At 74.6% G+C, this 21,350-nt stretch carries 19 protein-coding genes and 1 tRNA gene; 7 read left to right on the top strand and 13 right to left on the bottom strand.

Going from position 1 to position 21,350, the window contains the following annotated elements:
* Positions 1-16: 16 nt before the first annotated feature.
* On the bottom strand, positions 17-1,042 hold the full coding sequence (locus ACYVM4_RS04240) for a glycine betaine ABC transporter substrate-binding protein (protein ID WP_368820335.1): 1,026 nt from the start codon (positions 1,040-1,042) through the stop codon (positions 17-19).
* On the bottom strand, positions 1,039-1,512 hold the full coding sequence (locus ACYVM4_RS04245; RefSeq protein WP_368820336.1) for an NUDIX hydrolase: 474 nt from the start codon (positions 1,510-1,512) through the stop codon (positions 1,039-1,041). Before ACYVM4_RS04245 ends, ACYVM4_RS04240 begins: the two co-directional genes overlap by 4 nt.
* Before the next feature lie 184 nt (positions 1,513-1,696).
* Here ACYVM4_RS04245 and ACYVM4_RS04250 point away from each other — a divergent pair, with 184 nt between their 5' ends.
* Positions 1,697-2,737 carry a magnesium and cobalt transport protein CorA gene (locus tag ACYVM4_RS04250; protein WP_368820337.1) on the top strand — a complete coding sequence of 347 codons (1,041 nt, stop codon included), beginning with the start codon at positions 1,697-1,699 and terminating at the stop codon, positions 2,735-2,737.
* A 9-nt stretch (positions 2,738-2,746) separates the two neighbouring features.
* On the opposite strand, the gene ACYVM4_RS04255 is transcribed toward ACYVM4_RS04250, so the two are convergent.
* Positions 2,747-3,487, bottom strand: coding sequence for a DedA family protein (locus ACYVM4_RS04255; RefSeq protein WP_460667738.1), 741 nt, complete (start codon positions 3,485-3,487; stop codon positions 2,747-2,749).
* 120 nt (positions 3,488-3,607) lie between these two features.
* Between ACYVM4_RS04255 and ACYVM4_RS04260 the strand changes: the two genes are divergently transcribed.
* Complete coding sequence (locus tag ACYVM4_RS04260; protein WP_460667739.1) at positions 3,608-4,618, top strand: mechanosensitive ion channel family protein; 1,011 nt, start codon at positions 3,608-3,610, stop codon at positions 4,616-4,618.
* Positions 4,615-4,956 carry an antibiotic biosynthesis monooxygenase family protein gene (locus ACYVM4_RS04265; RefSeq protein WP_368820340.1) on the top strand — a complete coding sequence of 114 codons (342 nt, stop codon included), beginning with the start codon at positions 4,615-4,617 and terminating at the stop codon, positions 4,954-4,956. The genes ACYVM4_RS04260 and ACYVM4_RS04265 overlap by 4 nt, the downstream gene beginning before the upstream one ends.
* Before the next feature lie 13 nt (positions 4,957-4,969).
* Here the strand turns inward: ACYVM4_RS04265 and ACYVM4_RS04270 are convergent, their stop codons facing one another.
* A complete protein-coding gene (locus ACYVM4_RS04270) occupies positions 4,970-5,863 on the bottom strand; it encodes a LysR family transcriptional regulator substrate-binding protein (RefSeq protein ID WP_368820341.1) in 894 nt (297 codons plus the stop codon).
* Positions 5,864-5,984: 121 nt separating this feature from the next.
* Here ACYVM4_RS04270 and ACYVM4_RS04275 point away from each other — a divergent pair.
* Positions 5,985-6,057: transfer RNA gene (locus tag ACYVM4_RS04275), tRNA-Ala, on the top strand.
* Between the two features lie 150 nt (positions 6,058-6,207).
* Here the strand turns inward: ACYVM4_RS04275 and ACYVM4_RS04280 are convergent.
* The 5 genes from ACYVM4_RS04280 to galU form a co-directional block, all read right to left on the bottom strand.
* Positions 6,208-7,113 (bottom strand): tachylectin-related carbohydrate-binding protein, encoded by a 906-nt coding sequence (locus ACYVM4_RS04280; RefSeq protein ID WP_460667740.1) that lies wholly within the window; start codon positions 7,111-7,113, stop codon positions 6,208-6,210.
* A gap of 288 nt (positions 7,114-7,401) precedes the next feature.
* Positions 7,402-9,069 carry a CYTH and CHAD domain-containing protein gene (locus ACYVM4_RS04285; protein WP_368820343.1) on the bottom strand — a complete coding sequence of 556 codons (1,668 nt, stop codon included), beginning with the start codon at positions 9,067-9,069 and terminating at the stop codon, positions 7,402-7,404.
* A gap of 167 nt (positions 9,070-9,236) precedes the next feature.
* A complete protein-coding gene (locus ACYVM4_RS04290) occupies positions 9,237-10,145 on the bottom strand; it encodes a hypothetical protein (protein ID WP_368820344.1) in 909 nt (302 codons plus the stop codon).
* A 155-nt stretch (positions 10,146-10,300) separates the two neighbouring features.
* Entirely contained in the window at positions 10,301-10,933 is a 633-nt protein-coding gene (locus ACYVM4_RS04295) for a GNAT family N-acetyltransferase (RefSeq protein WP_368820345.1), read from the bottom strand.
* Positions 10,934-10,947: 14 nt separating this feature from the next.
* Positions 10,948-11,862 (bottom strand): UTP--glucose-1-phosphate uridylyltransferase GalU, encoded by a 915-nt coding sequence (gene galU, locus ACYVM4_RS04300; RefSeq protein WP_460667741.1) that lies wholly within the window; start codon positions 11,860-11,862, stop codon positions 10,948-10,950.
* A 164-nt stretch (positions 11,863-12,026) separates the two neighbouring features.
* Between galU and ACYVM4_RS04305 the strand changes: the two genes are divergently transcribed.
* The 3 genes from ACYVM4_RS04305 to ACYVM4_RS04315 all read left to right on the top strand — a co-directional run bounded on the left by ACYVM4_RS04305 (position 12,027) and on the right by ACYVM4_RS04315 (position 13,904).
* Positions 12,027-12,668 (top strand): 5-formyltetrahydrofolate cyclo-ligase, encoded by a 642-nt coding sequence (locus tag ACYVM4_RS04305; RefSeq protein WP_368820347.1) that lies wholly within the window; start codon positions 12,027-12,029, stop codon positions 12,666-12,668.
* Positions 12,669-12,731: 63 nt separating this feature from the next.
* Positions 12,732-13,058 carry an FmdB family zinc ribbon protein gene (locus ACYVM4_RS04310; RefSeq protein WP_368820348.1) on the top strand — a complete coding sequence of 109 codons (327 nt, stop codon included), beginning with the start codon at positions 12,732-12,734 and terminating at the stop codon, positions 13,056-13,058.
* Positions 13,059-13,187: 129 nt separating this feature from the next.
* Complete coding sequence (locus tag ACYVM4_RS04315) at positions 13,188-13,904, top strand: SAF domain-containing protein (RefSeq protein WP_460667742.1); 717 nt, start codon at positions 13,188-13,190, stop codon at positions 13,902-13,904.
* Between the two features lie 263 nt (positions 13,905-14,167).
* Here the strand turns inward: ACYVM4_RS04315 and ACYVM4_RS04320 are convergent, their stop codons facing one another.
* From ACYVM4_RS04320 to ACYVM4_RS04335, 4 genes are all read right to left on the bottom strand, one after another.
* Positions 14,168-17,965, bottom strand: a complete 3,798-nt coding sequence (locus ACYVM4_RS04320) for a hypothetical protein (protein ID WP_460667743.1) — start codon at positions 17,963-17,965, stop codon at positions 14,168-14,170.
* Between the two features lie 132 nt (positions 17,966-18,097).
* Positions 18,098-19,705 carry a glutamine-hydrolyzing GMP synthase gene (gene guaA / locus ACYVM4_RS04325; protein ID WP_368820351.1) on the bottom strand — a complete coding sequence of 536 codons (1,608 nt, stop codon included), beginning with the start codon at positions 19,703-19,705 and terminating at the stop codon, positions 18,098-18,100.
* A 23-nt stretch (positions 19,706-19,728) separates the two neighbouring features.
* Positions 19,729-20,325 (bottom strand): DUF3817 domain-containing protein, encoded by a 597-nt coding sequence (locus ACYVM4_RS04330; RefSeq protein ID WP_368820352.1) that lies wholly within the window; start codon positions 20,323-20,325, stop codon positions 19,729-19,731.
* A complete protein-coding gene (locus ACYVM4_RS04335) occupies positions 20,318-21,292 on the bottom strand; it encodes an SURF1 family protein (RefSeq protein WP_368820353.1) in 975 nt (324 codons plus the stop codon). Before ACYVM4_RS04335 ends, ACYVM4_RS04330 begins: the two co-directional genes overlap by 8 nt.
* Positions 21,293-21,350 lie beyond the last annotated feature (58 nt).

Genomic DNA, 21,350 nt, shown 5'->3' on the forward strand with positions numbered 1-21,350 from the left:
CCGATCGGTGCGCCGCTCAGGTGTCGTCGCCGCCCTCGAGCCAGTACCGCGCGGCCTCCTCGGGTGTGTACGGGTCGCGGGCGGAGGTCATCCGGGTCATCAGCACCAGGTCGTCGGTGCCGATCTGCGCGGAGACCGCGTCGACGACGTCCACGGCCGCGTCCGGCAGGTCCTCGGCGGCCACGGGGACCACCCGCTGCGGGACGAAGTTGTTGAGGGGGTCGGCCAGGACCACGAGGGCGTTGTCCTCGATCGCGGGCGAGGCCGTGAACAGGGCCGCGGCCTGCACCCGGTCCTCGAGCAGCGCGTCCACGAGATCGTCCTGGTCCCCGAACGGCACGAACCTGCCGGGCTCGCACTCGTAGGCGTCCTCCAGTCCCTCCGGGCCGTAGGAGCGGCCCGCGAAGTCGAGGTCGGTGCCCAGGGCCAGCTCGTCGCACACCGGGCCCAGGTCCTCCAGGTCGGTGAGCCCGTGCTCGACGGCCGTCGGACGGGTCACGACGACCGCCACCGTGTTCTCCGCCGGCGCCGGCTCGAGGGTCTGCAGCCCCTCGGGCAGCACGTCCTGCACCCCGGTCAGCACGTCGTCGTCGTCCGCGCGCTCCTCCCCCAGCCCGAGCAGCTCGGAGAGGTCCTCGGCGAGCCCGCCGTCCCCGGCGTCCGGGGACGGCGTGGGGGTGGGCGTCGCGCCGTCCGTGGGCGCCGTGGCGGCCGGTCCCACCGGGGCCCGCCCGCGCAGGTGCAGATAGAGGTTGCCGGAGTAGTCCGCGGCGACCTCCACATCCCCCCGCTCGAGGGCCCCCAGGTAGTCGGCGCGGTCGGTCCCGGCGTCGACCACGGTCGCGTCGAAGCCCGCCTCCCGGAGCCGCCCGGCGTAGACGTGGGCGAGCACGGCCGTCTGCCCGGTGGGCCCCGCGGCGATCCGGACCGGTTCCGCGGCGGGGGACGTCGCGGTGGCCGGGGGCGGCTCCGGGGCCTCGCCGCCGCACCCGGTGAGCGCGGCGACGGCGAGCAGGCCCGCGGTGGTGCGACGGCGGCTCACCGGCCCTCCCCCGTCCCCGCGGGGCCCGCGGCGACGAGCCCGGCCAGTTCGAGGCCCACGGGCACGAGGCCGACCAGGGGCAGCTGCGGCAGGACCGCCAGGGGGAACCAGCGGGCCTCGTCGGAGGACCCGTCCAGCTCCGACGTGAGCGTCCCGCCGGTGATGTGGGCGCGGTAGATCACGCGCAGGGCGTGGAAGGGCCGGTCGCGGCCGTCCAGCCGCTCGTCGGCGCCCATGTGCCGGCTGTGCACGCCGAGCAGCTCGTCGAGCTCCACCGTGAAACCGGTCTCCTCGTGGACCTCCCGGAGCGCGGTCTGCGCGGGCTGCTCCCCGATCTCCATGCCGCCGCCGGGCAGGCTCCATGCCCCGCGCAGCCTAGGGTGGCGGGGGTTCCAGTGGCTGAGCAGCACCGCCCCGTCCTGGACGATCACGGCGTAGGCACCCACCCGGGTGTCCATGGGGAAACTCATGCCCCCCATTCTAGGAACGCCCGGGGCGGGGCGCCGACAGCGCGCGGCCGGCAGCCGGGCGGATCAGCACCCCGTGGGACGGCCGCGGCGTCGCACGGGGGTGTCCGCCGCGCCGCCACGACCGGCGCCGGGGCCCGCGGTCCGGCCTCCGGGCCGCTCCCGGCGGCCCGGGGATAATGGGGCCGTGAGCATCGTCGACAACGCCGTCTACCGGGGCGGGCAGCGCATCGCGTCCCCCGCCACGCTCGAGGAGACCTACCGGCTGCTCGCCCGGTTGCGGGCCGAGGACCCCCGCTGCACCGAAGCGGGGGAGCACTGCGTCCTCGTCTGGATCGGCCTGGACCGCCCCTCCGAGGACGAGCTCGGCTCCCTGGCCCAGCAGTTCGGCCTGCACGAGCTCGCCGTGGAGGACATCCTGCAGGCCGAGCAGCGGCCCAAGCTCGACCGCTACGGGGCCACCCTGTTCACGGTGCTGCGCCCCGCCGTCTACCAGGACGCCACCGAGACGGTCGACTTCGGGGAGATCCACATCGTCACGGGACCCGGCTTCGTGATCACCGTCCGGCAGTCCGAGCACGGGCGGGTCGGGCGGGTCCGGTCCCGGGTGGAGGCGCAGCCGGCACTGCTGGGGACCGGCGCGGAAGGCGTGCTCTACGCGGTGCTCGACCAGACCGTGGACGACTACTACCCCGTGGTGGAGGGACTCGAGAACGACATCGACGAGATCTCGGACGCCCTGTTCTCCGGCTCCGGGGACGGCGTCGTCTCGCGGCGCATCTACCAGCTCACCCGGGAGGTCAGCGCGTTCCACCGGGCGGTCGCCCCGCTGGAGATGGAGCTGCGGCAGTTCCTCGAGGAGCTCGCCGAGGCCGGGGCGGCCCGGGAGCTGCAGCACAGCCTGCGCGACGTCCTGGACCACCTGATCTTCGTGAACAACAAGGTCGAGGCGTTCCAGTCGTCCCTCACCAACGCCCTCATGCTGGACGCCACCCAGCTCGCCGCGCGGCAGAACGAGGCCGCGATCGAGCAGAACGATCAGATGAAGCGGATCTCGTCCTGGGCGGCGATCCTGTTCGCCCCCTCGATCATCGGCTCCGTGTACGGGATGAACTTCCGTTTCATGCCGGAGCTGTCGTGGGTGTGGGGCTATCCCATGGCGCTGGGGCTGATGCTTCTGACGGGCGTGGCGCTCTACATCGTGTTCCGGCTCAAACGGTGGTTGTGACCGCCGCGGTCACAGCTGCCCGCGCTCGCGGCGGGCGGCGTCGGACAGGCCCCGGCGGTCGCGCAGCACCCGCTTGAGCACCCACCATGCGAGGAGGACGGCCACGGTGACGACCACGATCCGGGAGAAGATCCCGGCGTACTGCTCGGCGACGTGCCAGTTCTCGCCGAGGTAGTACCCGGCGAGCACGAAGATGGTGTTCCAGATGAGGGAGCCCGCCGTGGTGAGCAACACGAACGCGCCGAAGGACATCCGCTCGATCCCGGCGGGGACCGAGATCAGCGACCGGAAGACCGGGATCATGCGCCCGAAGAAGACCGCGGCCTTCCCGTGCCGCTCGAACCACGCCTCGGTGCGGTCGAGGTCGTGCAGGTCGACGAGCGGCATCCGGTCCACGATCGCCCGCAGCCGGCGGCGGCCGAGCGCGGCGCCGATCCAGTAGAGGGCCACGGCGCCGACCACCGAGCCCAGCGTCGTCCAGAAGACCGCCCCGCCCAGTGAGAAGCTGCCCTGGCTCGCGGTGAACCCCGCCAGCGGGAGGATCACCTCGGACGGCAGCGGGGGGAAGAGGTTCTCGAGCGCGACGAGCAGACCCGCGCCCGGAGCGCCGATGGCCTCCATGACGTCGACGGCCCAGCCGGCGATCCCGCCCAGCGTCTCGGCGTCGGAGTCCTGGGCGGCGAGGACGGCCGCGCCCGGGACGGTGGTCAGGTCGGGGGCGGCGGTCAGGACAGGGCTGGGTGCAGTCATGGTTCCTCGGTGGTGGACGGGGGCGTCTGCCCGGCGGGTGCGACCACCATTGTGCCCGACGCACCTCCGGAGCGGCTGGACGGCTGCCGGGCCGCGGACGTCGTTCGCTACGCTTCCCCCATGCACCTCCCCGTCACCCTCCCCCTGTCCTCCCCCGTGCCGGCCCTGGACCCGGTGTGGGAGTTCTGGCTCGACAAACCGCTGCGGATCCTGCTGGTGCTGCTGGGCGCCTCGATCCTGGCCGCCGTGGTCCGGCTGCTGATCCGCCGGGTCACCGGGGGGATCGCGAAGGGCACCCGGTCGCGGATCGTGCGCCGGATGGAGCGGGGCAGGCCGCGCTGGGTCGAGGACGCGGGCCTGGCCGGTGCGCGGCAGTCCCAGCGGGCCCACACGATCGGGTCGGTGCTCTCGTCCGTGGCGACCGTGCTGATCTGGGCCGTCGCCCTGGTGATGATCATCTCGGAGCTCGACTACGACATCGGTCCCGTCCTGGCGTCGGCGGGCATCGCCGGCGTGGCCCTGAGCTTCGGGGCGCAGTCCCTCGTGAAGGACTACCTGTCCGGGATCTTCATGGTCGCGGAGGACCAGCTCGGCATCGGGGACGTCGTCGACCTCGGGGAGGCGAGCGGGACCGTGGAGTCCGTGGGGCTGCGCGTGACCCAGGTCCGGGACGTCAACGGCACCCTGTGGCACGTGCGCAACGGGGAGATCCTGCGCGTGGGCAACCAGTCCCAGGGCTGGGCGCGCTGCGTGCTGGACCTGCCGGTGCCCTACGACACGAACATCGAGCTGGTGACGGAGCTGATCCTGCACGAGGCGGCCCTGCTTCGGGACGACCCGAAGGTCGGCGAGTACATCACCGAGGACCCGGAGGTGTGGGGCGTCGAGGCCGTCACCGGCGAGTCCGTCACCGTGCGCGTGGCCGTGCGCACCGTGCCCCTCAAGCAGTGGGACGTGGCCCGGGCCCTGCGGCTGCGGATCAAGAAGATGCTCGACCGCGAGGGCCTGCACGTGCCCCTGCTGAACCAGACCGTGGTCCGGCAGGCCGACACCGCTGCCGCCGCTCCCGGTCCGCCCGAGACGGGCCAGGTCCGGGCCGTCCGGCGCGATGTGCCAGGATCGGACGCATGAGCATCGTCAAGATCAACGCCATCACCGTCCCCGCCGACTCCGGCGACGAGCTGGGCCGGCGCTTCGCCGCCCACAGCGGCTCCATGGCCGGGGTCGCGGGCTTCGAGGGCTTCGAGCTGCTGCAGCCCACGGACGGGCGCTCGCAGTGGCTCGTGCTCACGCGGTGGGCCGACGAGGAGTCCTACGACGCCTGGCGGGCCTCACAGGACTTCGCCCGGGCCCACGGCGGTGGGTCCGCCGCCGGGGAGGGCAAGCGCCCGCGCCCCGTGGGCACCGCCTCGGAGCTGTGGTCCTACACGGTGGCCGTCGAGCAGCAGCGGACCGCCGAGCAGCAGTAGGCCGCCGGCGCCCTCAGCGCCGGCCGCGTCCGCCGGACCGGCGGCCGCCCTTGGGTCCTCCGCGACCGCCCCGCGCCGCGCCACGGGGGGCGCCCGTCCGCCGTGCGCCCTGCGGGGACTGCCCACCACGGCGCGACGACGGCGCCCGCACCGGTTTCGCCCCGGACGCCGGCCGCTCCTCCGCGGCAGGGGACGCCGGTGCGGCCCCGCCGCGGGAGCTGTTGAGCCCCCGCCCGCGCACGACGCCCACGAAGTCCTGCACGAGCTCCTCCTGCTCCTCCGGCAGGTCCTGCGGCCACACGAGCGCCACGGGGACCGTGGCGGCATCGGGCACCACCCGGTGGACGAGGTCCTTGCGGTGGTGCAGGCGCGCGAGCGACATGGGCACGACCACCAGTCCCAGACCCGCGGCGACGAGCTCGACGGCGTCCTGGGCATGGCGCATCGGGGGCAGCGGGGCGTCCGCGGCGACGGTCTCCGGGGATCGCAGCCGGTGCCGCTCGGGCAGGGTCTCGGGGTCCTGCAGCAGCACCTCGTCCACGAGCTCCGCGACCGGCACCTCGTCGAGCAGGGTCAGCTCGTGGTCCCGGGGCAGCACCACGACCTGCTGCTCCGCGTAGAGCTCCACCGCCCGGTACCTCTCGCGCAGCGTGGCGAGGTCGTCGACCCCGGGGCGCGGGTGGGCGGGCAGCCGCACGAAGCACGCGTGGGCGCGCCCCTCTCCCAGCTCCTCCTGCCACGCGTCCGTCTCGAGCGGGCGCTCGGCGAGGACGCGGCCCGGGTTCCGGTCCCGCCACCGGAAGAACCACTTGCCGGGCATGATGCCCGGGACGAAGGCGACCGCCAGGTCTGCCGTACCGTCGGCCTCGTCGGCTGCGGGGTCCTGGGGTCCGGGCGTGTCGTCCATGGCGGCCGATTCTACCCACTGCCGGCCCCGCTCCCCGACCACCGGAGGGAGCCGCCCCGGACGCGCCGGGGGCCCGAGATGCGAAACCCGCGCCGGGTGTATAGGATGGAACGGTTGCTCCGGGGCTATAGCTCAGTTGGTAGAGCGTTTCGTTCGCAATGAAAAGGTCAGGGGTTCGATTCCCCTTAGCTCCACCGGAGAGGAAGGCCCCCACCCGGCACGACGCCGAGTGGGGGCCTTCCTCATGCGCAGATGGTGCGGACAGCCCGTCGATCCGCCCGGACGTTCTTGTCCTCCGGCGCCCCCGCGCGCCCGGCACGGAGGCGTTCGAGGTGCTGCGCCCGCTAGTTCCCGTAGAAGACGTGCTCGAAGTCCCACCCGTTGCCGACCTTGCGCCCGCTGCCCCTGTTGGCCCAGCGCGCCGTGCCGTCGCTGCGCCCCTCGTGGCGGTACCACAGCAGGTCACCGTCGGCCTCGATCGCGTAGATGATCCCGCCTCCGCCGCCGAAGACGTGCTCGAAGTTCCACCCGTTGCCGACCTTGCGCCCGCGGCCCCTGTTGGCCCAGCGCGCCGTGCCGTCGCTGCGCCCCTCGTGGCGGTACCACAGCAGGTCACCGTCGTGCTCGATCGCGTAGATGATCCCGTCGCCGCCGTAGAACACGTGGGCGAAGTCCCACCCGCTGCCGACCTTGCGGCCGCGGCCCCTATTGGCCCAGCGCGCTGTGCCGTCCCTGCGCCCCTCGTGGCGGTACCACAGCAGGTCCTTGGTGTCCGGGGCGACGGCATAGATGACCCCGCCGCCGCCCGAGAAGACGTGGTCGAAGTGCCAGCCGTTGCCGACCTTGCGCCCGCTGCCGCCGTTGGCCCAGCGCGCCGTGCCGTCGGTCACTCCCTCGTGGCGGTACCACAGCAGGTCCCCGTCGTCCTCGATCGCGTAGATGACCCCGTCACCGCCCTGGAAGACGTGGTCGAAGTGCCACCCGTTGCCCACTTGGCGCCCGCTGCCGCCGTTGGCCCAGCGCGCCGTGCCGTCGCCGCGCCCCTCGTGGCGGTACCACAGCTGGTCCCCGTCGGTCTCGATCCCGTAGATGACACCGTTGGCGTTGGGAGCGGCAGCAGCCGTCGTCGGCACGGCACCGACCGCGACGGCGGAGGCCACCGCGGTGCCGGCCGTCAACAGACCGCGGCGGGACATCACGAAGGAGCTCCCGGACGAGGCCGACCTGTCCGGGTGGTTGTGCTCGGTCATCACGCACTCCTCAGGTGCTCGAAGCCTTCCCGGCGGCCGTCCTCTCGGGCCGATCGGGCAGTCGACTCCGGGCCGGGAACCGGGCAGGAGCACGGAACGGGCCCTCGACTGCGTCCATCGTCGTCCCGTGTCCGTTACCCGGGCATGACTACTCCGCCGGAACCGAGCCGGTCCGCAGCCCTGCCCGCCGCACCCGCAGCGGATGGGCCTGCGCTCCTCGGCGGGTCGCGGCGAGCCCCGCCGGAGCGCCCTCCGGACGCGTCCGCGCGGTGCCCCCGGCAGCCCCGCTCAGGCGAGGTCCTCGCGCAGCTGGGACAGCAGCACACCGACCACGTCCGCCCCGCTGTCGGTCCCGGCGCGCAGCCGGACGACCTCGGCGCCGTGCAGCGCCCCCACGGCGTAGCGGTCCTCGCCCGAGCGCCCGAGGGCGGCAGCTGTGCCCGCGAGCCACCGCTCCACCACCGCGGCGTCCATGATCCGGCCCAGCTCGTCCTGGTAGTCCTCCGCGTCCCGGGCCGCGCGCCGCAGCCGCTTGCCCGGCCGGAGCCCGGTCCGGCCCAGGACGGCGTCGACGTAGCGCACGCGCTTGACGGCCTTGCGGACGTCGTGCAGGTGCTCCAGCCGCTGCTCCGCGCCTGTTCCGCCGGCCTGCTCCGTCCCGGCGCCGCGCTCGGCCACGCGCACCACCTTCCGCAGGGCCCGGTCCACCAGTGCGTCGGAGACCTCGCGCCCCGAGAGCCCGGCGCTCTCCTCCGTCAGGGGCGGAGCGGCCGCGAAGTCCTGGACGTCCGCCAGGAGCCGCAGGTGCTCCTGACCCGTGACGTGCCGGCGCACCCTCGTGGCCGCCGTCCGCGCCTGCTCTTCGGCCCGCTGCCGCAGGCTCTCCGCCGCGGCTGGCCCCACCCGGCCGTCGAGGGCCTCGACGCGACCGGTCAGCAGCTCCGCGGTGACCTCCGCGTCCCGCGCCGCGGACAGCGTCCGGGCGAGCTCGCGCAGCCTGGCGTCCAGCTCCTCCGCCGCGTCGCCGTCGAAGAACGGTCTGGCCGCCCGGAGCACGCTGCGCAGGGAGCGGGACGTCACCCGCATCTGGTGCACCGCGTCCGGCACGTCGAGGCGGACCTTGAAGTCCCAGAGCACCAGCTGCTCCGCGAGCTCCCCCAGCACCGTGCGCAGTACGTCCGGCCCGGCCATCTTGCCCGCCTTCTCCCCCTCCTTGTTCTTCTTCTTCCCGCTCTTGTCCTTCTTCTGCCCGCTCTTGTCCTTCTTCTTCCCGCTCTTGCCCTGCTGCTGTTCGTCGTCCTGCTGCTTCCGGCCGGGCTCCGCCGGGGCGTCGTCGTCCTCCTCGCCGAGCGCACGGGCGATCTTCGCCCGGGAGGTCGACGGCTTCCCGCCGGCCGCGAAGACCACGGCCTCGACCGCGGCGAAGATCTGCTCCTGGCGCTCCACCGGCGCCGTGCCGTCGAGGAGCTCGACCTCCCACTCCGACCAGGACCGTGCCGTCCCGGTCCGCTCGTCGACGGCCTCGACGACGTCCACGGCGAGCTCGGCGACCTCCACGCCCGTACTGTCGCTGATCAGGTGCACCTTCCGGACGGTGCGGAGGGTCGCGACCGGGAGCAGCTCCTGCCCCCCGGTCAGCCCGGCGAGGAGATTCCGCACGGACGCGGGCATCCGGTCGGGCGTGCGCAGCAGCGGCACCTGCAGCTCATGGCGACCGTCCGGGCCGTGGAACTTCACGTGCCACCCGTCGTCGGCCCCGCCCCGGCGCCGGCGCAGTGCGACGAGCCGCCGGCCCAGGGCCATGTCCGGGGTGTCGTGGTAGACGGCCTCCATGCGGTGCTCCACGGGCTCCGCCGAGACGGTGCACCCTTCCAGCGCGCTCCAGTCCACTCGGGCCTCGGCGCCCTCCGGGAACTCGTACTTGCGCTCGACCTCGCGGTGGGCGACGGCGGTCATGGGTGTCCTCCTGGTCGGGGCCACCGGCCGCCGGAACCGGCGGCCGGCCGTTGCGGTGATGATACCGGGACGGCGCGCGGCCCCCTGGAACGCGATCCGCCGCACGCCCCGGCGGGGTGTGCGGCGGATCGTGCGGCCCGGTCGACCGGGCCGGGCGGAGCATGCGCTCAGGCGCGGCGGCGCTTGAGGACGTCGTCGAGGTCGAGGGCGGCGCGGCCCTGCTCCTCGCCCGTGCGCACGGCGTCCTTCAGGCTCGCGGAGCGGGCGGCGGGCTGTTCCGGCACCGGCAGCGGCTCCGGCTCCGGGCGCTGGACCACGGGCGCCTCGGCGTACGTCGGCCGCGGCACGGGCACCGGCTCCCACGTGCGGGCCGGGGCGGCGGGGGCGGACTCGCGGGCCACGCGGAGCGCCTCGGCCCGCAGCTCCTCGACCGTGAATGCTGCCGGGGCGGGCATGCGGGGCTGCTCCTCGGGTGTGGGCAGGTCGAGGTCCTCGGCGGCCTGGCGCGACTGCTCGCGGACCTCCTCCGCCACGGCGTGCTCGTTGTCGAACAGGGCGACGTCCTCCCGGGGCGCGTGCGGCTCCGCCTCCGGCGTCCGGACCGCCGGGCGCGACGCGCGACGGGCGGCCCGCTCCTGGACGGCCAGATAGCGCAGGGCCAGGACGGAGCCGGTGCCGAGGAGCAGCAGGAACACGGGCCACGGCCAGCTCACCGCGGCGGAGAACGGGGCGACGACGGCGGTGACGAGTGCGGCCAGGAGGGCGGTGCACCCGACGAGGAGGATCCCGGCGCGGTCCCGCCTGATGCGGAGTGACCCTCTGCCGGAGCGTCCGGGGTCGCCGTCGGCGGGCCGGGGGACGGTGTCGGTGGTCGCCATGATGTTCCTTCGTCGGCGGGACGCGGATGAGGGCTGCTCGATCGGGTCGGTGGGACGGTCCGGGGCAGGACCGGTGCCGGCGACCTCGACCTGCGCCTCGACGGGGTCCTCCCGGCGGCGCTGCAGCCGTGGCACGACCCAGACCAGCGACAGCGCGCACACCACGACCAGCACGGCCGAGCTGCTCACCCAAATCATGGTCGCGGTCCTGCCTTCGTGGTCGCTGGATTGAGCGGACGGAAGCCGCCTGCGCACTGCGCCGACGTGTCCGGGGCCCGGGCTCGGGCCGTGAGGGACAGCCTACTACCGCGGTGGCGCGCCTGTGGGTATCCCTGTGGACACGCCCGGTCCGCTCACTGCCACACGGCGGGGCGGTCCGATCCCGTGAACCGGCGGACGAGCCCCTCGGGCGCCTCCGGCGCGGTGAGCGCGAAGCTGCGGTGGTCCGTCCAGCGCCCGTCGATGTGCAGGAAGTCCTTGCGCAGCCCTTCGTCCCGGAACCCGAGCTTCTCCACCACGCGCAGGGACTTGGAGTTCTCCGGCCGGATGTTGATCTCCATCCGGTGCAGCCCGAGGCCCTGGAAGCAGTAGTCGGTGGCCATGGCCACCGCCATGGGAGCCACGCCGCGCCCCGCCTGGTCCCGGTCCACCCAGTAGCCCAGGGTCGCGGACAGGAACGATCCCCACGAGATCCCGGAGACGGTCAGCTGACCGACGAGACCGAACCGCTCCGTCCCCGGGACCCGCTCCGTGATCACGAAGGGCAGGGCTGTGCCCTGCCGGGCCTGCTGGTCGAGGGTGCGCACGAACTGCCCGAACGTGGGCGGCGCCCCACCCGCTGCGGGATTCGTGGCCTCCCAGGGGTCGAGCCAGTCCCGGTTGCGGGCGCGGACGACGTCCCACTCGCGGCGGTCCCCCCGAGCCAGCGGGCGCAGCCGGAGGTCCCCCCAGGAGACGGTGACGGGCCACCGGAACTGTCCGGCCACGGGAACGCGGCCTCTCAGCCGACCGGCAGGGTCCGGGTGTACTCCCTGAGCCACTCGCACAGCTCGGGCCCGAGGTCCTCGCGCTCCGAGGCCAGGATGATGTTGGCCTTGAGGTAGCTGAGCTTGTCACCGGTGTCGTAGCGACGGCCCTTGAACACCACGCCGTAGACCCCGCCGCCCTCGCCCTCGCGCTGGGCGAGGGTCTGCAGCGCATCGGTGAGCTGGATCTCGTTCCCCCGCCCCGGGGCAGTGTTCTCGAGCACCTCGAAGACCTCCGGCACCAGCACGTAGCGGCCGATGATCGCCAGGTTGGAGGGCGCCTCCTCCGGGGACGGCTTCTCGACGAGCCCGTTGATCCGCACGAATTCCTCGCCCGCCACGGCGGTGACGTCGGCGCAGCCGTAGGCGCTGATCTGCTCCTGCGGGACCTCCATGAGCGCCACGACGGAGCCGCCGGTGCGCTCCTGCACCGCGATCATCTCGGTGAGCAGGTCGTCGCGGGCGTCGATCAGGTCGTCGCCCAGCAGCACCGCGAAGGGCTCGTCACCGATGTGGATCTTCGCCCGCAGCACCGCATGGCCCAAGCCCTTGGGGTCCGCCTGGCGCAGGTAGTGGATCTCGCCGAGCTCGGAGGCGTGCTCGACCTCCCGGAGCAGCTCGGTCTTGCCGGACTCCTCGAGCTGGTGCTCCAGGGCCGGCACGCGGTCGAAGTGGTCCTCCAGGGCCCGCTTCGAGCGCCCGGTGATCATCAGGACGTCCTGGAGGCCGGCGTCGACCGCCTCCTGGACCACGTACTGGATGGCCGGGCGGTCCACGACCGGCAGCATCTCCTTGGGCATGGCCTTCGTCGCGGGCAGGAACCGGGTGCCGAGCCCGGCGGCGGGGATGACGGCCTTCCGGACCGTCCGGGGGTTGCTGTTTCCACTCATGGGCACAGGCTAACGGATCGGGGGCGCGGGCCAGCGGATTCCCGGCCGGGCACGGTTGCCCGCCGCGGTAGTCCGCGGCTAGCCTCGCACCACCGGCCCGGGAGGGCCGGCGCGTCCGGGGCGCCTCCCCCGCACCCGATCGCCGGACAGGAGCGGACACGACGATGACCGACCCCCGTGGCCCCGCCGAGGCGAAGGCCCGGTTGCGCCGGGAGCTGATGGCGGCCCGTGCACGGCGTTCCCGGGCCGCCCGGGAGCACGCCGCCGTCGCGTTCGACCGGCACCTCGCGGAACTGCTGGCCGACCGCCCGCACCTCGACGTCGCCGCGTACCTCCCGCTGGCCACGGAACCGCCCCTCGAGCCCGCCCTCGTCACTGCCCACCACCGCGGCCACCGGATCTGGGTGCCCGTGTGCGAGCCCGGGCGCCGGCTCTCGTGGGCGCGGTGGACGCCGGGCACGGCCGTGCGGACCGGCGGCGCCGGCGGGCTGCGCGAGCCCGTCGGCGCCCGGCACGGCCCCGAGGTGATGCACGCGGTGGGTCTGCTGCTGGTGCCCGCCCTCGCCGTGGCGCCCGACGGCGCGCGGCTGGGCTTCGGCGGCGGCTACTACGACCGCTTCCTCGCCACGCTGCCGCGCACGGCGCACCCGGAGCTGCGCACCGCGGTGTGCGTCTTCGCCGACGAGGTCCTCCCGGCCGGGACCGTGCCGGTCGAGGAGCTCGACGCACCCGTGCCGCTGGCTCTCACGGAGAACGGGACCGTGCGCCTGGACGGGTCCGCCGGCCCGGCGCCGGGAACGCGGTAGAATCGGCAGTCGACCCCTTCGAGTGCCAGCGAGCGCACTCGTCGACCCTTCCCAGGAGGACCCATGCCCGTCTACGCCTACGCCTGCAAGGACTGCGGTCACGCGTTCGACATCCGCCAGTCGTTCAGCGAGGACGCCCTGACCGTCTGCCCGGAGTGCGACGGGGGCCTGCGCAAGAAGTTCAACACGGTGGGCGTGGTGTTCAAGGGCTCCGGCTTCTACCGCAACGACTCGCGTTCCGCCGGCGCGGACTCGGGCGCGTCCACGGCCGCCGCCGCCGGGACCGCGCCGGCGGCGACGGCCACGAAGACCGCGGCCCCGGCGACCGCGGGCGCGGGCGCCTCCTCCTCGTCGTCCGCCTCCACGACCGCGGGTGGGTCCTCCGACTGAGCCGGTCCCCGGACGCCGCCCCGGCGTCCGGACTGCACAGGAGGGTCGTCCCGGGCGCCGGCTCCCGCCCCTCCCCCAGCGGCCCCGGCGCACTCGGGTCAGGGACGTCCGGCCCGTAGCGTGCGGCGCATGAGCCGACGCCCCCGGACCGTCCGACGCCGCTACCCGCTGTCCCTGCACCTGCGCTCGGTGCTGTCCCGGCGCCGCCGGCTGGTGGCCGTGCTGCTCCTCGGCCTCGCCGTGGGCCTGGTGGTCCTGCGGCTCGGACCGCCCCAGACCCGGACGGTGCCGGTGGTGACCGCCGCCGGAGCGCTGCCCGCGGGCACCGTGGTCTCCCCGGAGCAGCTCGCGGTGGCGGCCTATCCGCACGGGCTGGCGCCGGAGGGCGCCGTCGCCGATCCCGCGGAGCTGGCCGGGCGCGTCCTCGCGGGCGCCGCGGGCCCCGGGCAGCCGCTGACGGAGACGGCGCTCGTGGGACCGGGCCTGCTGACGGGGCAGGCCGAGGGCGTCACGGCGGTGACGCTGCGCATCGACGATCCCGGCGTGCTGCGGCACGTGCGCGCGGGCGACCACGTGGACGTCGTCCACCTGCCCGACGGCGCGGCGCCGGGCGACCGCCAGGTCCTGGGGCGGGGCCTGCCCGTGCTGTGGGTCTCCTCCGGCGGGCCCGGCGGGGACGGCGGGCTGCTCGCGGGACCCGCGGCGTCCGAGGAGGAGGGACTGATGGTGGTGGGGGCCCCGCACGAGGGCGCCGCGCAGCTCGCGGGCACCGGCGGCACCGGGCGCACCACCGTGGTCCTCGTCCCGGCGCCCGTCAGTCCCAGTGCGGAGGCCGCTGCGCCCTGAGCCACTCCTCGTGCGCCCGTTCCCCGGCCCCGTCCACGGCGTCCTCGTCCGTCCCGGGCGCCGGTCCGTCCAGGCCCGGCAGGCGCGGCTCCGCCCCGGTGAACGTGCCCCCGGTGGCCCGCCGCGGCCCCCGCCTGCGGGAGCGCGGGGCCGCGGGCACATCCGGCCCGGGTGTGCCATCCTGCTCAGCGGGCACGGGTGCCCCGGCGGGCGCACGGCCCGGCTCGGCCGGCACGGGTGCCCCCGCGGACGGGCGGCCCGGCTCAGCCGGCACCGGTGCCGCCCGCGCCGCCGCCGCCGGGCAGGCCGAGATAGCGCCGGATCAGCTCGGCGACGGTGTCCGGGTCGGTGAAGACCTCGATGGTCCACAGCGTGAGGTAGTTCCAGCCGGTGCGCTCGAGCTGCTGGGGCCGCAGCCGCGAGCGCTCCCGCACGGACAGGGCGGCGTTCTCCGCCGACCCGTCGGACTGCCCGGCCACGGGGATCCGCAGCGGCCGGTCCTCGTCGCGGGCGCGGCCCGGCACCACGGCCCCCGCGGACAGCGACTCCGTGCCGGCCCACGCGACCAGGTCGAGGACGCCCGCGTAGTCCAGCCGCACCGAGGCCCCGCGCTCCACGAGCCGGCGGGCGAGGTCGACCACCAGGGCGTCGTCGTGGGTGTCCCGGGCGCCCGCCTCCTCCGGGGGCGGACCGCCGAGGTGCGCGGCGAGCACGCGGGCGAAGTCCCGGGCGCCGTGCTGAAGGCCCTTGCCCTCCATCTCCCCCGGGTGCAGGGAGGTCACGATGCGGGTGGTGTGGCGGGCCCGGGTCATGCCGAGCACGAAGTGCTGGCGGCCGTGCCGCTCGGACAGCGCGCCGAGGTACGGCACGGTCCGCCCGTTGGCCGTCTTGCCGAAGCCCAGCGAGAAGATGACGGTGTCCCGCACGATGCCCGCCGCCCGGTGCAGATCGACCACCCGGAAGGACTCGGGGCCCGGGGCGAAGAAGGCCGCGGCAGCGGGCTCCTCGCGCATCCGCTGCCGGACGGCCTGCGCGATCCGGGCGGCGTGCACGGCGCTGGCCGTGACCACGGCCAGGGACCGGCGAGGGTGGCGTGCCGCGTGCTCGAAGACGATCTCCACGACGCGCCGCACCTCGGCGGCGGGCGCCTGGATGCCCTCGATCCCGGCGGTCAGGGCGCCCACGCCGTCCGGGACGTACTCGACGTCGAGGACGGGGGTGGCCCCGGCGACGGACTCGCCGTGCGGGAGCCTGCTCAGCCGTCCGCCGTAGAACTGCTCGTTGAGGTGGCGGAAGACCTGCTCGTCCATGGACCGGTACACGGTCCGCAGCGTCCGTTCCGGCACCACGCGGGAGAGGGCGTCGAAGGCGCTGTCCACCTCGACCACCGGCTGGGCACCCGGGGCGGGGACCGCGGTCGGCGCCACCGTGAACGGCTGCGGCCGGCCCAGGTGCGGGTCCCCGAACGCGATGACCTGCCGGCACCGGGTCAGCGCCGGCAGCACCGCCGCGAGCGGGGAGCTCTCGGCGTCCAGCACCACCACGGCGTCGAAGTCGTGGTCCTCGGGCAGCGCCGCGGAGAGCACCAGCGGACTGGCCGTCCAGACGGGCACCAGCGAGCCGATCAGCTCGCCCGCGGAGGCGCTGACCTCCTCGAGCGGGGCGGCGCCGGCCCGGAGCATCCGGCGCAGGGCGGCCGCCGCGCGCGGGGAGCGCCGCACGGTGCGCTGCCAGCGGTCGGCGAGCTCCCACAGGAGGCGGCCGGCGCCGGAGGCCACGTGCGCGGCGTCGGCGCGGCGGAACACGGACTCCACCTTGCGCAGGGTGTGGCCCTCGGGCATCGCCAGGAAGTCGTCCCCGGTGATCATGGCCTCGAGCGTGGACTGCCACCAGGCGAGGTCGAACTCCCCGGGGACCTCCGCGCGGGGCACGGTCCGCCGGACGAGGTCGTCCACGAGCTCGCCGAGGCCCTGGCCGCGCAGCTCGTCGAGCAGGACGGTGCGCTCCGGCAGCACGGCGAGGTTCTCCTCGTCGTTGATGAGCTCGTCCAGGGTCTCGCGCAGCCGGTCGATCGGCTGTCCCAGGAGGTCGTCACCGGTGGGCGTGCCCTCGAGGGCGATGGCCAGGCCCTCGAGGTCCTCCACGAAGCGGGCCTGCACCGCCGCGAGCTCCTCGACCCGCTCGGAGACGACCGGGTGCTTGGACGAGGTGGCCCACTCCCGCCACCGCTCCCGCTCCGACTGCACGCGCAGCAGGGCGCTGTGCAGGTCCGAGAGGTGCACCCCGTGCCGGATGTACTCCTTCGCCGCCTTGCGCAGCCGGGAGCGCTGCAGCCCGGTCATCTCGATCCCGTGCTCCCGCCGCCAGCCGGACCCGGCGGTCGCGGCGACCAGGTCCGTCACGGGCCGGTCGAAGATGTCGGGGGTGAAGCGGGTGAGGGAGTCCTGGACCTCCTGCAGCAGCCGCAGCTGCCGGCCCCACTCGGGCACGGTCGTGCCGGCGCGCAGCCCGCTGGTGGCCAGGACGTGCCGCATCCCGGTCTCGAGGGTGGTCAGCTCCAGCAGCAGGGACTGGGCGAGCCGGTGCGCCTGCCGGGCCTCGTCCTCGTTGACCAGGCGCGCCCCGGTCCAGGGCCCCTCCAGGGTCCCGGCGTCGAAGGCCCCGAGCTCGGCGGCGCGCTCGAGCCGGGCGACGACGTCGCCCCGTGCCGTGACGGCGTCGAGCACCGAGCGCGGGAAGCGCACGGCCGTGGCGGGCGCCGGCCGGCGGGAGGTCAGCTCGGCGAGCGCCTGCACGGCCCGGTACGGGGAGACGGACCACCGCGGCCGGACGGTGTGCAGGGACCGCACGTGCTCGGCGAGCTGGTCCCGGCTGGTGCGCAGCGTCTCGTGCAGCTCGGCGAGGTCGGGGCGCTCGGCGCGCTCGTTGCGGGCCACCGCCCGGACGACCTGCTGGGCCACGTCGGCGTCGCTGAGCTGGGAGGACAGCGGCAGGACGGCGGTGCCCAGGCCCAGCCCGTCCATCCGCCGCCCGAACGCGGCGAGCGTGGTGCGCCGCTCGCCCAGGACCAGGACGGTCCGGCCGGCCGCCACGAGGGTGCCCACCGTGTTCACGGCGGTGTCCAGCTGACCGGTGCCGGGGGCTGCGGTCACCACGAAGGAGTGTCCTCGCGCGGCGAGGTCGAGGACCTCCTGCTGGGGGCCGTCGGCGTCGAGCAGCAGCAGCTCGTCGGCGGGGTCGCGCTGGTCCAGCGGGGGTGCGTCGTCCGTGATCTCCTCGACCTGGGGGATCCGGCCGACCGCGGAGTCCTTGAGCCGGGCGAGGTCCCGCACCACCGCGGTGCGGGCCACGACCGACAGGTCGGCGGGGCGGTCGTGCAGATCGGCGAACGTGGAGACGAGCAGCTTGTGCTCGACGTGCATCCCGGGCACCGCCCCGGCGAGGGTGCGCAGCGTCTCGAGGGCGGGGGCCGGGTCGAGCCGCCGGGTGCCGTAGGCGAGCCGGGCGAGCTCGCCGGAGGTCAGGTCCACGCCGTGGTCCGCGGCCAGCCGGCGGACCATGGCGGGGTTGAGCCGGGCGGGGCCGACGAGCTGGAGCTCGAAGTCGTCGAGGTCCGGGCGCGGCTTCAGGGCGAGGGGCGCGAGCAGGACGGGGGCGATCCAGCGGCGCTGGCCGGCGCCGGTCGGGTCCGAGCCCCTGGGCCGGGCGAGCCAGGACGCGGTGCCGGCGGCGAGGTACGCGGCGTCCAGCCCGTGGTTGACCGACAGCTCGTGGATCTTGGTGCGCAGGGACCGGGCGGCGCGGGCGGCGTGCCCGTAGGCCTCGGGGTCGTGCACGATCGTGGACAGGCGGGTGGGGCGGCCCATGAGCAGCTGCGCCTGGCCCGAGGAGTTCGTGTCCGTGAGGTCGATGCACACGTTGTCGACCTGGTTGAAGTCCAGCAGCGTGTCCGGGCCGGTGTAGGCGTCCATCTGGCGGGTCCAGGGCTGCAGCGAGACGCGCGGGGGCTGCGCCCGGGAGGTGTCCGACTCCTGGGGGGTGCGGTCGGCTCCGATCGACATGGTTCTCCTCCTGCGCCTCGGCCCGGGGGCCGGGCAGCGCTCACGCACGGGTCGAGCGGTCCGTGCGGACCGCTCGACCCCGGCTGCTCGTGTTCCGCCCGTGCGGGGCGGGCTCTGGGCCCGCCCCCGGGCCTACTCCCACTCGATGGTGCCCGGGGGCTTGGACGTGACGTCCAGGACCACCCGGTTGACCTCTTCGACCTCGTTGGTGATGCGGTTGGAGACGCGGGCCAGCAGATCGTAGGGCAGGCGGGACCAGTCCGCGGTCATCGCGTCCTCGCTCGAGACGGGTCTCAGCACGATGGGGTGCCCGTACGTGCGGCCGTCGCCCTGCACGCCGACCGAGCGCACGTCCGCCAGGAGCACGACCGGCATCTGCCAGACCTCGTCGTCGAGCCCGGCGCGGGTCAGCTCCTCGCGGGCGATGGCGTCGGCCCGGCGCAGGACCGCGAGGTTCGCCTCGGTGACCTCCCCGATGATGCGGATGCCGAGCCCGGGGCCGGGGAACGGCTGGCGGCCGACGATCTCGTGCGGCAGGCCGAGCTCGCGGCCCACCGCGCGGACCTCGTCCTTGAACAGGGTGCGCAGCGGCTCGACCAGCTCGAACTGCAGGTCCTCGGGCAGCCCGCCGACGTTGTGGTGGCTCTTGATGTTGGCGGCGCCCTCCCCGCCGCCGGACTCCACGACGTCGGGGTAGAGGGTGCCCTGGACGAGGAAGCGCACGGGCTCGCCCTCCTGGGCGGCGTTCTTGGCGACCTCCTCCGCGGCGGCCTCGAAGGAGCGGATGAACTCCCGGCCGATGATCTTGCGCTTCTGCTCGGGGTCGGTGACGCCGGCGAGCGCGGTGAGGAAGCGCTCCTTCTCCTCGGCCACGTAGAGGTTGACGCCGGTCGCGGCGACGAAGTCCTGCTCGACCTGCTCGGCCTCGCCCTCGCGCAGCAGCCCGTGGTCCACGAACACGCACGTGAGCTGGTCGCCCACGGCGCGCTGGACCAGGGCCGCGGCCACGGCGGAGTCCACGCCGCCGGAGAGCCCGCAGATCACGGACGCGGAGCCGACCTGCTCGCGGATCCGCTGGACGTGCTCCTCGATGATGTTGCCGGTCGACCAGGTGGGCTCGACCTGCGCGCCGTCGAACAGGAAGTGCTCGAGCACCTGCTGCCCGTGCACGGAGTGCTTGACCTCCGGGTGCCACTGCACGCCGTAGAGCCGGCGGGTGTCGTCGGCGAACGCGGCCACCGGGGTGGTCTCCGTGGAGGCGAGGACCTCGAAGCCGGCGGGGGCCTCGACGACGGAGTCGCCGTGGCTCATCCACACGGTCTGGGTGCCCGGGGAGCCCTCCAGGATGGAGGCCGAGGGGCCGCCGACGGCGGTGGCGGTGGTCGCCCCGTACTCGCGGGCGCCGGTGTGCGCGACGGTCCCGCCGAGGGCCTGCGCCATGGCCTGGAAGCCGTAGCAGATGCCCAGGACGGGCACCCCGGCCTCGAACAGCGCCGCGTCCTGCTGCGGCGCGTCCTCGGCGTAGACGGAGGAGGGGCCGCCCGAGAGGATGATCGCCGCCGGGTTCTTGGCGAGGATCTGCTCGGTCGACCAGGTGTGGGGAACGATCTCGGAATAGACACTGGCCTCGCGGACCCGGCGGGCGATCAGCTGCGCGTACTGCGCGCCGTAGTCGACCACCAGGACCGGGCGCTGCTCCAGATCGGTGCGGGTCTCAGCTGTTTCGGTCACGCCCTCCATCCTAGGCCAGGCGCGGGACGGGCTCAGTACCGCTTCGCGGCCTTCGGGTGGGCGCGCAGCTCGGCGGTGGTGGAGGCGTGGATCTTGCGCTCCACCACGAAGGACAGGAACGGCACCACGCCGCCCAGGGCCATGACCACGAGCTGGGGGAAGGGCCAGCGCATGAGCGTCCAGATCCGGAAGCAGGAGATGAGGTACACCACGTAGAACCAGCCGTGCACGATGAGGATCCACGTGGAGATGTTGACCCCGCCCGCGAGGTTCTCGAGCTCGAGGTCCTGCCAGCCGAGTGCCACGGTCTGCCCCGTGGCCCGGTCGGTGCCGCCCGCGATCAGGTCGTAGCCCAGGCCGTAGCGGGTGATCATCTCGGCCACGAGCAGCAGCAGGAAGGTCCCGGAGATCCAGGCGCAGACCATGTAGAAGCCCAGGGCGCCGCGGATCTGGGCCTCGGTGCCCCCGAAGCGGCGGCGCGGTTGCAGGGCGGCCGTCCGGCGGGGGGCGCGGCCCGGGGATGCCGCCTCCGCGGGGCGGGCCTCCGGCGGGAGGGAGACCCGCACCCCGTCGGTGCGCTCCTTCGGCGAGGGCGCCGGGGAGGGGGTGGGGTGGGTGGGTTCAGTCATGGTGGGCTCCGGTCCTGTCCTGGGTCCTGTCGTGGGTGCTGGTCTCGCCCGCCCGGGCTCCGGGCTGGTCGTCGAACCAGTAGTACTCCCCCGCCTCGGGGTCGTAGTAGTAGTAGCGTCCGCCGGCCTCGTCGTAGTAGTACTCCCCCTCGAAGTAGAAGTACTCCTCGGGGTTCTGCTCGCGCTGCCACTCGTCGCGCACGAACCGCCACCAGATGTAGAGGGCGAACCCGGCGAAGACGACCCACTCGACCGCGTAGAAGAGGTTGAGCAGGTTCACGGACTCGTCCGTGGGCTGCTGGTCGATGTCGAGCCGGGACAGCTCCGGGCCCAGCAGCGCGGCGTCCGGGGCGAGGGTCCCGTCCTCGGCGAGCGGGAACGGCGCGGCGGCGGGGTTCTCGGCGAAGGCGGCCAGGTACCCGGACCACAGCGGGGCGTCCCAGAGGTTGGTGAGCTGCGCCGGGGACACGGTGCCCACCTGGCCCGCGGGCAGCTCCTCGCCGGGCACCGGGCCCTCGGCGGGCAGGTACCGGCCGACGACGTCGACGGCGCCCGCCGGCTCCTCGGGCACGGACGCGGGGTCGGCGGTCCAGCCGCGGGCCACCGCGAGGGTGAGCTCGCCGCCGCCGTCCGGCCACAGCTCCTGGCTGCCCGGGACGGTGAGGGCGGTGACGGCCCACCAGCCCTCCGCCCCGTCCTGCAGCCGGCCGGGCACCAGCACGGTGGACCCGTCCCGGTAGTCGCCGGTGACGGTGACGAGCTGGTCGGCCTGCGCGGCGGTCACGGGGGCACCGGCCTCGACGGCCTCGGTGAGCGGGACGGCCACGTCCTTCGCCGGGTCCGCGACGGTGCGGGACTGCTCGCTCGACTCGAGCTGCCACTGGCTCAGCAGCACGAAACCGACGGCCAGCCCGAGACTCACGATCAGGGCGAGGATCGAGCGGGGGCGCAGGGCGGTCGTGAGCACCCGACAAGGCTAGTGCGCCTTCCTGGGCGTTCGCCAGTTCCGCGCGGGGCCCGTGCCG

It is taken from the genome of Kocuria himachalensis, assembly GCF_054784195.1.

What these genes read in the sequence shown, in the direction of transcription:
- ACYVM4_RS04320 (WP_460667743.1), bottom strand. Translation starts at nt 17,965, where the DNA reads ATGTCGATCGGAGCCGACCGCACCCCCCAGGAGTCGGACACCTCCCGG.
- ACYVM4_RS04280 (WP_460667740.1), bottom strand. Translation starts at nt 7,113, where the DNA reads ATGACCGAGCACAACCACCCGGACAGGTCGGCCTCGTCCGGGAGCTCC.
- ACYVM4_RS04330 (WP_368820352.1), bottom strand. Translation starts at nt 20,325, where the DNA reads ATGACTGAACCCACCCACCCCACCCCCTCCCCGGCGCCCTCGCCGAAG.
- guaA (WP_368820351.1), bottom strand. Translation starts at nt 19,705, where the DNA reads ATGGAGGGCGTGACCGAAACAGCTGAGACCCGCACCGATCTGGAGCAG.
- ACYVM4_RS04255 (WP_460667738.1), bottom strand. Translation starts at nt 3,487, where the DNA reads ATGACTGCACCCAGCCCTGTCCTGACCGCCGCCCCCGACCTGACCACC.
- ACYVM4_RS04245 (WP_368820336.1), bottom strand. Translation starts at nt 1,512, where the DNA reads ATGAGTTTCCCCATGGACACCCGGGTGGGTGCCTACGCCGTGATCGTC.
- ACYVM4_RS04290 (WP_368820344.1), bottom strand. Translation starts at nt 10,145, where the DNA reads ATGATTTGGGTGAGCAGCTCGGCCGTGCTGGTCGTGGTGTGCGCGCTG.
- galU (WP_460667741.1), bottom strand. Translation starts at nt 11,862, where the DNA reads ATGAGTGGAAACAGCAACCCCCGGACGGTCCGGAAGGCCGTCATCCCC.
- ACYVM4_RS04305 (WP_368820347.1), top strand. Translation starts at nt 12,027, where the DNA reads ATGACCGACCCCCGTGGCCCCGCCGAGGCGAAGGCCCGGTTGCGCCGG.
- ACYVM4_RS04310 (WP_368820348.1), top strand. Translation starts at nt 12,732, where the DNA reads ATGCCCGTCTACGCCTACGCCTGCAAGGACTGCGGTCACGCGTTCGAC.
- ACYVM4_RS04285 (WP_368820343.1), bottom strand. Translation starts at nt 9,069, where the DNA reads ATGACCGCCGTCGCCCACCGCGAGGTCGAGCGCAAGTACGAGTTCCCG.
- ACYVM4_RS04260 (WP_460667739.1), top strand. Translation starts at nt 3,608, where the DNA reads ATGCACCTCCCCGTCACCCTCCCCCTGTCCTCCCCCGTGCCGGCCCTG.
- ACYVM4_RS04315 (WP_460667742.1), top strand. Translation starts at nt 13,188, where the DNA reads ATGAGCCGACGCCCCCGGACCGTCCGACGCCGCTACCCGCTGTCCCTG.
- ACYVM4_RS04270 (WP_368820341.1), bottom strand. Translation starts at nt 5,863, where the DNA reads ATGGACGACACGCCCGGACCCCAGGACCCCGCAGCCGACGAGGCCGAC.
- ACYVM4_RS04265 (WP_368820340.1), top strand. Translation starts at nt 4,615, where the DNA reads ATGAGCATCGTCAAGATCAACGCCATCACCGTCCCCGCCGACTCCGGC.